Annotated in this window: 13 protein-coding genes; 11 read left to right on the top strand and 2 right to left on the bottom strand. The window is 32.0% G+C overall.

The window, feature by feature from the left end; translation table 11 throughout:
* The 6 genes from RSB60_RS08660 to RSB60_RS08635 form a co-directional block, all read left to right on the top strand.
* The coding region (locus RSB60_RS08660) for a peptidoglycan DD-metalloendopeptidase family protein (RefSeq protein ID WP_332615768.1) at nucleotides 1-831 on the top strand (831 nt) is incomplete at its 5' end.
* Between the two features lie 87 nt (nucleotides 832-918).
* Nucleotides 919-1,188 carry a DUF1905 domain-containing protein gene (locus tag RSB60_RS08655; RefSeq protein ID WP_323381957.1) on the top strand — a complete coding sequence of 90 codons (270 nt, stop codon included), beginning with the start codon at nucleotides 919-921 and terminating at the stop codon, nucleotides 1,186-1,188.
* A gap of 1 nt (nucleotide 1,189) precedes the next feature.
* Nucleotides 1,190-1,540: an arsenate reductase family protein gene (locus tag RSB60_RS08650; RefSeq protein ID WP_323381958.1), complete on the top strand. Its 351-nt coding sequence runs from the start codon at nucleotides 1,190-1,192 to the stop codon at nucleotides 1,538-1,540.
* Entirely contained in the window at nucleotides 1,540-2,046 is a 507-nt protein-coding gene (locus tag RSB60_RS08645) for a nitroreductase family protein (protein ID WP_323381959.1), read from the top strand. The genes RSB60_RS08650 and RSB60_RS08645 overlap by 1 nt, the downstream gene beginning before the upstream one ends.
* 13 nt (nucleotides 2,047-2,059) lie before the next feature.
* Nucleotides 2,060-2,659 carry a hypothetical protein gene (locus RSB60_RS08640; protein ID WP_332475649.1) on the top strand — a complete coding sequence of 200 codons (600 nt, stop codon included), beginning with the start codon at nucleotides 2,060-2,062 and terminating at the stop codon, nucleotides 2,657-2,659.
* 91 nt (nucleotides 2,660-2,750) lie between these two features.
* Nucleotides 2,751-3,434, top strand: coding sequence for a phosphoribosylaminoimidazolesuccinocarboxamide synthase (locus RSB60_RS08635; protein WP_323381961.1), 684 nt, complete (start codon nucleotides 2,751-2,753; stop codon nucleotides 3,432-3,434).
* 42 nt (nucleotides 3,435-3,476) lie between these two features.
* Here the strand turns inward: RSB60_RS08635 and RSB60_RS08630 are convergent, their stop codons facing one another.
* Nucleotides 3,477-4,841: an aldehyde dehydrogenase family protein gene (locus tag RSB60_RS08630; protein ID WP_323381962.1), complete on the bottom strand. Its 1,365-nt coding sequence runs from the start codon at nucleotides 4,839-4,841 to the stop codon at nucleotides 3,477-3,479.
* Nucleotides 4,842-4,967: 126 nt separating this feature from the next.
* Between RSB60_RS08630 and RSB60_RS08625 the strand changes: the two genes are divergently transcribed.
* Nucleotides 4,968-5,765 (top strand): hypothetical protein, encoded by a 798-nt coding sequence (locus RSB60_RS08625; RefSeq protein ID WP_332615763.1) that lies wholly within the window; start codon nucleotides 4,968-4,970, stop codon nucleotides 5,763-5,765.
* The gene (gene agaB, locus RSB60_RS08620; protein ID WP_332475652.1) at nucleotides 5,765-6,268 is read left to right on the top strand and encodes a PTS galactosamine transporter subunit IIB; all 504 of its coding nucleotides are present in this window, start codon (nucleotides 5,765-5,767) and stop codon (nucleotides 6,266-6,268) included. Before RSB60_RS08625 ends, agaB (RSB60_RS08620) begins: the two co-directional genes overlap by 1 nt.
* Here the strand turns inward: agaB (RSB60_RS08620) and rpoN are convergent.
* Nucleotides 6,258-7,490: an RNA polymerase factor sigma-54 gene (gene rpoN / locus RSB60_RS08615; RefSeq protein WP_332615761.1), complete on the bottom strand. Its 1,233-nt coding sequence runs from the start codon at nucleotides 7,488-7,490 to the stop codon at nucleotides 6,258-6,260. The genes agaB (RSB60_RS08620) and rpoN overlap by 11 nt on opposite strands.
* A gap of 68 nt (nucleotides 7,491-7,558) precedes the next feature.
* Here rpoN and RSB60_RS08610 point away from each other — a divergent pair, with 68 nt between their 5' ends.
* The 3 genes from RSB60_RS08610 to agaC form a co-directional block, all read left to right on the top strand.
* A complete protein-coding gene (locus RSB60_RS08610) occupies nucleotides 7,559-10,285 on the top strand; it encodes a sigma 54-interacting transcriptional regulator (protein WP_332475654.1) in 2,727 nt (908 codons plus the stop codon).
* Nucleotides 10,286-10,363: 78 nt separating this feature from the next.
* Complete coding sequence (agaB, locus tag RSB60_RS08605) at nucleotides 10,364-10,840, top strand: PTS galactosamine transporter subunit IIB (protein WP_323381967.1); 477 nt, start codon at nucleotides 10,364-10,366, stop codon at nucleotides 10,838-10,840.
* Nucleotides 10,841-10,861: 21 nt separating this feature from the next.
* The coding region (gene agaC, locus RSB60_RS08600) for a PTS galactosamine transporter subunit IIC (protein ID WP_332615758.1) at nucleotides 10,862-11,634 on the top strand (773 nt) is incomplete at its 3' end.

Here is an 11,634-nt window from a genome sequence, read left to right as displayed (position 1 = left end):
GACTATTTTATTAAATACCTAGGTTTATTTTTACTAATTATTTATTGGTTTAATCCCTTAGTGTGGATAAGTTTTTATTACATGAATATGGATATGGAATTGTCATGTGATGAGAAAGTAGTGAGACGATTGGGTATTGATTGCAAATATTCATTTGGATCAACACTTTTAGAATTCGCAATGAATCCATATGTTTTATTTGTTTCATTTAATGAATCAAATACGAAAGTGAGGATTAAAAATATTATGAATTATAAGAAACCAAAATTCTGGGTAATATTAGTTTGTGTAATTGTTGGAATTTTATGTATTATCCCTTTGTTAACAAATCCTAAAAAAGAACCTAACAATACACCTGTTCCTATCATTGCAGTGACACCTAATATAACAAATGATCCAAGTGTTAAACCTAAAGAATCATCAACACCTGAAGAAACAAAGGATAAGACAACGAATATAAGTTTCATAGCTCCTCTAGAGAATTATGAAGTTACTTGTGCTTGGGGTTGTTATGCGGGGCATCAAGCGATAGATATGCATGATCCAAATAATCCAAATGCAGATGTTCTTGCAAGTGCAAAAGGCACCATCATTGATGTTGGCCATAACAATGTAAATGGGAATTATATTTTGATTGAACATGAAGATGGTTACAAAACAGGTTATGCACATTTAAAAGATGAAGCTTCATTTAAAATCGGTGATGAAGTAAATCAAGGCGATAAAATTGGTGTCACAGGAATGACTGGTCGAGCAAGTGGAGAGCATGTCCATTTCTTCATCATGAAGGATGATTCGCGATTATCCAATACAATGGAATTTATTCAATAAATTAAGTGAGGGAAACCTCACTTTTATCAAGCATAATTTACAAAAAAAATTGAATTTCGACTATAATAAATAAAGTAGAGGTGAGGCATGAATAATAAAATTTATGAATTTGAAGCAGTTATTAAAAAAGTCCCAGATATTGATGGAGCCTATATTGAGTTTCCTTATGATGTTCGTAAAGAATTTAATAAAGGCAGGGTAAAAGTTCATGCAACATTTGATGGAGAACCTTATGATGGAAGTCTTGTTGTGATGAAAACACCTTGCCATATCATTGGGATTCGTAAAGATATCCGGCAGAAGATAAATAAGCAATACGGTGATACAATAAATGTAGTGATAAAGGAGAGAGAGTAAAATGAAAGTTAATGTATTATGTTATCCAAAATGTACAACGTGTCAAAAAGCAGTGAAATGGTTAGAAGATAAGAATATTGAAATAAACTATCGTGATATCAAACTTCAAAATCCAACAGAAAAAGAATTACGTGAATGGATTAAAAAAAGTGGATTACCAATTAAACGTTTTTTCAATACAAGTGGTTTAGTATATAGAGAATTAGAACTTACAAAGAAACTACCAATGATGAGTGATGATGAACAAATTAAATTATTAGCAACAGATGGTATGCTTGTTAAAAGACCCATACTTATTTCTAACGATAAAGTATTAGTTGGATTTAGAGAAAAGGAATGGCTTGAACTCTGATGAATACACTAGACGCTATAAGAGCAAGAAGAAGCATCCGTAAGTATACAAGTCAAAGCGTATCACTCGATACTATCCATCAATTATTAGAGGCAGGAATGTGTGCTCCATCAACACATAATAAAAAATCTGCAGAATTTATTGTCATTCAAGATCGAGCGACATTGAATTGTTTTGCAGAGTATGGAAAATATCATAAAATGCTGAAAGAAGCATCTTGTGCAATTTTAGTTTGTGGTAATACTGAAAAAATGAGTGTTCATGATTTTGTAATCAATGATTGTTCTGCTGCAATAGAGAATATTTTAATTGCTGCAACAGATTTAGGTCTGGGTGCGGTATGGTTAGGTATTAAGATTGATGAGATGAAAGAGTTTTATAAAAGAGAATGTAATTTACCTGATTATATTCTTCCAGTAGGACTTATTGCAATTGGTTATCCGGATGAAGTTAAAGAGACAGGTAATCGTTATGATGAATCAAGAGTACATCTAGAAAGATATTAATAGGAAACAGCTAATGAAACAACAAACCAAGAATTTCATCCGAAATCTCAAAAACTTTGAAAAAAATATAGTGCCTTTAGAAACATATATTAAAGATGAGTATATGGAAGGTGACAAAGCAGTAGTTTATGTTAACTGTTTAAATGAAGAAGATATATTTGAATCTTATTCTTATCAGTCACAAAAATCTCTTAATCCAGCTATTTATGATTTTATCGATAGTAAAGTATATCCCATACCAGCTGCATATCCAGTAGAAATTCGTTTTGTGAATAAAGCATTTTCTAAACATGAAGTTGAGGAGATACGTGAAATCATTAAAGAGCATTATAGTTTGATATTAAGAGACAAATTAATTGATTTACGAATTAATATGATTAAGATTACAGCTCTATTAATAATTGGTATCGTATTACTTGGAATTTATTTTTCATTACAGCTTGCCGATATGGGTTCGCTCTTTATGGAATTTTTATCGATAGCAGGAACATTTGCCTTATGGGAAGCAGTAGACTTCTATATATTAGAGCGTAAACAAGTTGAAAATGAACGATTTAATGCCGGACAAATGGCATTAGCGAGCATTCAGTTTGAAGATGTTTTAGATGATTAAAATATCTTTAAAAAACTTTTGAACGCACTTCTATAGCATGCTATAATAATAACGTTTTAGGGGAAGTACCTAAACATGGAGGAAAAGGTTAATGAAAAAAGTGTATGAAGGAAAGACTAAGGATGTTTACTCTTTAGACAATGGCAATGTGCTATTAAAGTTTAAAGATGATTGTACTGGTAAAGACGGTGTCTTTGATCCAGGAGAAAATGCAATTGGATTAACAATTGATGGTATTGGTAAGGCGAATCTTGAAACATCTATTCATTTCTTTGAAATACTTAAGGAAAAAGGTGTGAAAACACACTATGTAGATGCAAATATTGACGAAGCAACAATGGAAGTATTAAGTTGCCAAGTGTTTGGTAAAGGGTTAGAAGTTATTTGTCGTTTAGTTGCGACTGGAAGCTTTGTACGTCGTTATGGAGAATACATTGCTGATGGTACTCCTATTACTGAAGGATATGTAGAAACTACATTAAAAGATGATGCAAAAGGTGACCCACTTATCACTGAAGATGCATTAGATTTATTAGGAATTATGAATCATGAAATGTATCAAAGTATGAAAAAACAAACAATCGAAATTACAAAGATTGTTGCAGAAGATCTTAAGAAAAAAGGTTTGGATTTATATGATATTAAATTCGAATTTGGATACCATGGTGATGAAGTTGTATTAATTGATGAAATCGCTAGTGGAAATATGCGTGTTTATAAAGATGGTAGTATTGTTGAACCAATGGATTTAACTTCTATGATCTTAGGAAAATAGTTCAAATTAAAAGTACATCCTATGAAGATGTACTTTTTTTGTTTATTTAATAAGTGCTTTAACAAGTTTGAAAGCTCGTTCATTATTTCTGGCATAGCGCATAGGAACATCCAAAAGGAATGAATTATTTTGGATAGCTTTTTCATGTGAGAATGTATCAAAACTATACTTACCATGATAGTGACCCATGCCACTTTGACCAACACCACCAAATGGTAGGTGATGATTTGCAAGGTGCATGACACAGTCATTAATGCAACCACCACCGAAAGATAAATCATTGAGAATATGATTCGCAACTAATTTATTCCTAGTGAAAACATAGCATGCAAGTGGTTTAGGTTTACTCTTAACTACATTAATTGCAGTTTGTAATTTTTTATAAGTAAGAATTGGTAGAATTGGACCAAAAATTTCTTCTTTCATAACTTCACTACTGAATGAACAATTTGTAAAAAGTGTCAAACCTATTTTTAAACTTGTATCTTCAAAAGTAGGGGTAGTTTTATAAGGTTCATTGTCAATGAGTGTCTTAAGTCTTAAGTAATGTTTACCATTGATGATTTTTGGGTAAGAAGGATTTTGAATCCCTTGAGGACATTGCTTTTCAATTTGTTCAAGGACTTTTTTAATGAATTCCTCTTTAACTTCTTGATCCACTAATACATAGTCTGGTGCAACACATGTTTGTCCAGCATTTAGAAGCTTTGCCCAAACAATACGCTTAGCAGCTAAGTTAATATCCGCATCTTTTGTGACAAAAGTTGGACTTTTTCCACCTAATTCTAATGAAATAGGTGTTAGTGATTTAGCAGCAGTTTTCATGATTGTCTTACCTACGGATTCACTGCCAGTAAAGAATATATAGTCATAACGGTATCTCATTAGTTCATTATAATCAAACTTAGGATCTACACAGTATACAATCTCAGGTGAGAAAGTAGTATTAATTAAGTTATAAATCAAAGTTGAAGTAGCTAGACTACTCTTTGAACATTTCAAAATAGCAGTGTTACCAGCAGCTAAGCAACCAACAAGTGGTGCTAAGGCAAGTTGCACAGGATAATTCCAAGGTGAAAGAATTAATGCCGCACCATAAGGTTCTTTCATTGTATAGCTGTATGAACCTATCAAATGAAGAGGAACTTTCTTCAATGCAGGTTTTGACCATTTTTCGACATTTTTAATGGCATCATTTAATTCTGAATATACAATGCTAAGCTCAGTTAAATAAGATTCCATTTCAGATTTGTTTAAATCTTGATAAAGGGCATCATATATTTCTTTCTCATGGGTTGTAATCATGTGTTTTAATTTTAATAATTGCGCTTTTTTAAACGCCACAGATTTTGTTTTGTTCGTATTGAAGTAAGTTTTTTGTCGTATTAGGACATCTTTTAGTTCCATAAAGTAGTACTCCTTTTATCTTAATCTATCATAACACAAAACTATAGGAGGATATGTGAAAAATCCATGAGTATATTTATTGAATTTGTAAACAAAAGGTGCAAAATGAAAGTAGGAGGTAGTTTTATGAAAAAACGTATCAAGACTAAATACTATATACTTGCATCATCAATATTTATGATTTTAATGAATTTTATTTTTAACGCATTCAAATTAAATGGATATACTACGAAAGAGATTTCGGACATGTATGCTAATCTCTTTACCCCTGCTCCAATCACATTTTCAATATGGTTTGTGATTTATATTCTTATTATATTTTATGTATATGCAATGTTTCATGTATTATCGGATAATGAAAGCTATATTGCACATTATGATCGCATTGGCTATTATTTCACAATATCAAATATTGCCAATGGATTATGGATGGTAATGTGGCATTATAATATTATTTGGGCATCTTTAATACTCATGGCTATAATTTTTGGATGTTTAGCAGCAATTTTCATTGAAATGAAAAAGATGGACTATGAGGATTTCATACTTAAAGCAACATTTGGAACTTATTTTGGATGGATTACAATTGCTTCAATCGCAAATATAGTTGTGTTTTTAACTGCGATTCAATGGAATGGATTTGGTATATCACCAGAAATATGGACAGTGATTATACTAATTGTTGGATTAATCATCACATCACTTACAGCGATATTAAATAATAACTTCTTTTATATGTTAGTAACACTATGGGCATACATTGGAATCTTTATGAATCATACATCTCCAATGGGATGGGCTAATCAATATCCGTTTATTGTAACCGTTGCAGGTGCTTGCATCGTTATTGAAATTGTGGTATTACTTTTAGTAATGAAAGGTTACTTCATGCATCTTAAGCAAAAGGTAGTTACTTCTAAATAATGGATATTCTGGGAAAGATAGTACTAGTACGAATTGATAATCGCTTAGTTCATGGACAAGTTGGAGGCCCTTGGTCAGCCAGTTTAGATGTGAATGTTTTAATTGTCGTTGATGATGAAGTTTCAAAGGATCCACTTCAACAGCGATTAATGGAGTTTGTAGCAAAATCAAATAATATTCGTATTCGCTTCTTTTCTATTGATGAATTTGTGGAAGCAATTCAAGAAAGTAACTCGCATTTGAAAATGTTTTTAGTAGTTCGTAATGTTCAAACAGTAGCACGGTTAGTAACTCTTGGAATTCCAATTGGTGATGTGAATTTGGGTAATATGCACTATGAAAAAGGAAAGATTCCGCTTTCCCGTAAAGTTTATGTAAATGAAGATGACGCAAATGCACTTCAATTATTACTTGATGCAAATGTTAAATGCTTTGTACAAGATGTGCCAGGAACTTATCGCGAAGAAGTCACAACATTAACGCATCTCAAGTTTAAAAAATAACTTTGCGTTGCATGGAATTAGGAATACGTAGTTGTTCCCGATACTTTGCAAGGGTACGCCGAGAAACTTGAATATGAAGCTCACGAAAGTGTGAACATAATTGTTCATCGCTGAGTGGGTTTTTTTTATCTTCGTTTTGAATAACTCTCTTTAATTCTTTTTTGATGGTATCATCACTGACACCATCATTTACTTCATTCGTAAAAAGTGTTGATAAAAGAATTGTTTGGTTATTGAATAAAAGGGCTTTATTTTGAATACAGCGAAATACGGTAGATGTATGACGATTAACAAGTTCTGCAATTTGTTGGTAAGTCATAACTTTTAAAGGAGCATTGTCGATAAAATAATCTTTTTGTATTTCAATAATAATACGACAAACTTCATATAGTGTAGTGTTTCTTCGTTGTATTGAATTTAATAATTGTTTTACTAATTTTGTTTGTTGCTTAATATAATTGGCAGCTTCTTTATCGAAAGAAGTGTCAAAGTCTTTATTTAGTTGCAATGATTGAGTGATGTCATGTATTTGGATAAGTAATTGATCATCTTCAAGTGTGACTTCAATATCGGGTATTAATGGAGTTGCTCCTTGTGCATAACTTGCGCCTGGTTTAGGATTACATGTTTTGATGAGTTCAAAGCATTTTCTTACATCCGCTTCATTAGCATCACATAATTGAGCAACTTTTTGAAAATGACCTCTTGCCAAATCTGGTAAATAGTGAAGTGTTTTCATAAGTAAATCATGATGCTTAGTTTTAATTAAGCGACATTGAATTTCCAAGCATTCTTGCATATCACGTGCTCCAACGCCTTTTGGAGAAAGTGTTTGAATATAGGTAAGTGACTTTTTAAGAATATTCATTGAAACATGACATTCTTTTTTAAGTGTAGTTAAAGGTGTTGTAAGGTAACCATTTGAATCTAAACACTGAATTAAATAACGCGCTACTTCTTTGTGTTCAAATTTGCTTGTATTACATTGTGACAATAACTCATCAGTAAGTGTTGGTTCACTTGTAGCTATATTTTCATCAAGTAGTTGATTATAGCGAGTATAATAGGTCGGTAATATCTCAAGTACTGGATTTTCTTCAGCAATTGATGAAATTTTATTTTCAAGTTCATTCATATTCATACTCAAAACAGCAAGTGATTGAACTTGCTTAAGTGAATAATGTTGAAGCGGTTTATATGTTTGAACTAACTGTGTTTTCATGAATAATCATCCTCATCATGATTGTAACATAGACATGTTTGATATAAAATATGAACAAGAGGTATGTTATGAGAGAAAAACTGTTAGAGCTATTAGCAAAATACACTACTGAACAAGGTCCTGTACCGTTAGAATGCTTTACGGCATCTTATCTAGCGAATGAATTATCCTTAAGTAGAAATAGTGTTTCACAATATTTAAATGAGTTTATCCAAGAAAATAAAGTAGTAAAAGTAAATTCAAGACCTGTTTACTTTTTTGAAATAGGAGCACTTGAAAAAAGAGGAATTGAATTAGAAAATAGTGTTTTTGAAACATTTGATGATTTAACAATGAAGAAAGAAGACTTTGATCGTTTAATTGGATATCGCGGATCATTGAGTCATGCGATTGAACAATGTAAAGCGGCAATGTGCTATCCACCAATGGGACTTCCTATTTTATTAAATGGTGCAACAGGAACAGGAAAAAGCCGAATTGCACAAACAATGTTTGAATATGCGCAAGAGTGCAAACATATATTGCCTAAAGAAAGTAAATTTGTTGTCATTAACTGTAGTGAATATGCCAACAACCCTGAGCTTTTGACAGCCAATTTATTTGGACATAAAAAAGGTGCTTATACAGGAGCAGACAAAGATAACCCAGGCTTGATTCAATTGGCAGATGGTGGAGTTTTATTTCTTGATGAAGTTCATTGTTTAAAAGCAGAATGCCAAGAAAAGTTGTTTTTATTTATGGACAAGGGTGTTTATCATCGTGTTGGTGATAATGAAAACTGGTTTCATTCAGATGTACGACTTGTGTTTGCGACAACTGAAAATCCAGAAGATGTATTGCTTAAAACATTATTAAGAAGAATCCCAATTATTGTCAAAATACCTTCACTTGAAGAGCGACCACGTAATGAGAAAGCAGCATTATTAGCCTTAATCTTCAAAGAAGAATCAAAAGAGATTGGTAAAACAATTGAAATAAGTTCACTTGCATATCAAATTTTCATGGACACATCCATCCCTGGAAACGTTGGAGGATTAGTGAATAGTGTTAAGGCAACATGTGCAAATGCGTTTCTAAATAATAATTTGAATGATGAAATACTTGAGATTCATGTTTATAATTTACCAGAATATGTTCTACAATTAGCACCAGTAATTAATTTTAGACTTCAAGATGCAAAAGATAAGAAGATGATGAAATTAAGTTTTCCTTATCAAGCAAATCCTTATGATGCTAAATTAATTGCGGTCTATGGAAAAATGTTAGAAAGCTATCGTCGATATTTAGAAAATCCATTAACAAATAAATTATTGAATGATAATCTTCAACAAGTTATAGACCAATACAGTGATTATCTTATGTATGATCGTGCTCAAGCTTCTAGTCCTAATATTGAATTTACAAAGAAGATTACTGATAAAATATTCTCAATTGTCATGAATCGCTATAGTTTAAAGATTAGTAATAATGATATCTTGTTAATTTCACGTTATTTAAGTGAATATGCAAGACTTAGTCATGAATTCAAAAATTGGATTAATAATCATCTTCAAGAAATAAACGATTTCTCTGAAGTGTTACAGATGAAGTTTCCTAGAGAATACGCAATTGTTACAGAAATTGTGGACAACATCGGAATTAATCTTGATATTGAAATCGATGAAATGATGAAAATACGATTAATGTTGGTAATTTGTGATTTAGAAAAAAATGAATCAGCAAATAAAACAGTTGCGGTTATTCTATGTCATGGTTATTCAACAGCGTCTTCGATTGCCGATGCAGTAAATAAAATGTTAAATGAAAATATCTTTGATGCAATCGATATGCAATTGGATATGAGTGTGGATAAAATCACGAATCAGTTAAACGATTATTTAAAAATGAAAAACTACTTTGATGATTTAGTCTTACTTGTAGACATGGGATCTCTTGAAGAAATATACAAGGGTATCAAACGTATTCCCAATGTTAATGTAAGTATTATAAATAATATTAATACAAAGTTAGCTTTAAGTATTGGAAGCAAAATCAAACAAGGAGCAGACTTATCTAAATCACTCGAGTCAGCTTGTAAGGATAATGTTTCACAATTTAAGTACATTCAAAATCGTGCTAAGAAGAAGGCTATTTTGTCAGTTTGTGCAACAGGTGTAGGTGCTGCTGAAAAGATATTAGATTTATTTAAAAAAAGTTTACCAGTACCTATTGATGCTGAAATACTTACGTATGATTATAATAAACTCGTTGAAAATGGCAAAGAGGATTATATTTTTGAACGTTATGATATTTCATTTATTATAGGTACAATGAATCCTTATATTGATGAAGTACCATTTATTGCGATTGAAGACTTAGTTCTTAATTCTGATATGAATGAGTTAAAGAAAGTTACAAGAGAATTCTGTAATGATGATGAATTTGATATTCTCAAACAGAATATTATAAAGAATTTCACATTGAATAATATTGTTAATCACTTAACGATATTGAATGCGGAAAAGGTATTAGATGATGTTGAATACCTTGTGGAACAAATGGAAGAACATTTATCAAAACCACTATTACCTGCAAGTAAGGTAGGGCTTTATGTTCACTTATCATGCTTAATAGAACGATTAATACTAAAAAATGAAGTTCAACTTATCGAAGACCCAGTTGATTTTATTGAGCAACACGAGGATTTCATTAATTTGGTGAGAGAAATATTTAGTGTCGTGGAATTGAATTATAGTGTCGAAATACCAGTCTCTGAAATTATTTATATATTTAATTATATTGAAAATTACCTATAAATAAAGAGTTTAAGGCGTGCCAATAAATAGTTGGCACGCTTTTTGCTACTATAAAAGTGTGAAGGAAAAGGAGGTGAAATGATGAAAGGAGATAATATTCTTTTGACACGTATCGATAATCGCTTGGTGCATGGACAAGTGGGGGTGACTTGGACAAAAACAATCGGAGCTAACTTAATTGTTGTTTGTGACGAAGAAGCGGCGAATGATCAATTGCAACAACAGTTGATGACTTTCACTGCAAAATCAAGTGGTGTTGGAATTCGTTTCTTTACTGTTGATTTTACAGCACAAGTTATTGATAACGCTTCACCTGACCAAAAGATTTTCCTTGTTGTGAAAACACCTGCAACAGTGAGAGCTTTAATTGAAAAAGGAGTACATTTAAAAGACATTAATGTCGGAAATATGCACTTTTCAAACGGTAAACGTGCTCTTACTAAGAAAGTCTATGTCGATGATCAGGATATGGCTGACTTAAAGTTTGCAGCGGAACACGGCTCTAATGTATATTGCCAAGATGTTCCTGGAGATTCAATTGAAAAGATTCAATAAAACGAAAAGGAGAAAGAAAAAATGCAAATCACATTAATGCAAGGGATAATGCTTGCAATCGCAGCAATCATCATTGGTGTAGACTATTGGCTTGAAGCATTCTTTATCTTCCGTCCACTTGTAGTTTCTACAGTGACAGGGATAATTTTAGGAAATGTTCCGCTAGGTCTTGCTACTGGTGCACTTACAGAATTAGCTTTCGCAGGATTAACACCTGCTGGAGGAACTCAACCACCAAACCCAGTTTTGGCTGGATTTATGTCTACAACTATCGCTTATACAGCAGGGGTAACTCCTGAAGTAGCGTTAGGATTATGCTTACCATTTTCATTCTTAATGCAATATGTAATTCTATTCTTCTACTCTTCATTCTCATTCTTTATGGCTGGGGCTGATAAAGCAGCAGAACAAGCAGATGTAAATAAAATCATCAGAACAAACATCATTACTACAGCAATCGTTGCTATTTCTTATGGTGTAATCGTATTCTCTTGTACTTACTTAGCACAAGAACCAATGGCTAAATTAGTTACTTCAATGCCAGCATGGTTAATCCATGGATTAGAAGTAGCTGGAGGTATCTTACCTGCTATTGGATTTGGTATGTTATTACGCGTTATGATGAAAGCAAAATACATCCCATTCTTTATCGCTGGATTCTTAATGATGAATTTCATTCCAATGAACAATTTATTACCAGTAGCTTTACTAGGTACAGCATTCGCTTTATTTGATTTCTTCAATGCAAAAGCAAGAAAAGAAGAAATTGCTGCAGCAGTAGCTAATAATCAAGG

This window comes from Anaerorhabdus sp. (assembly GCF_036657415.1).
In the GTDB taxonomy this organism is placed as follows: Bacteria; Bacillota_I; Bacilli_A; order Erysipelotrichales; family Erysipelotrichaceae; genus Anaerorhabdus.
This window is presented reverse-complemented; position numbering and strand designations above follow the sequence as displayed.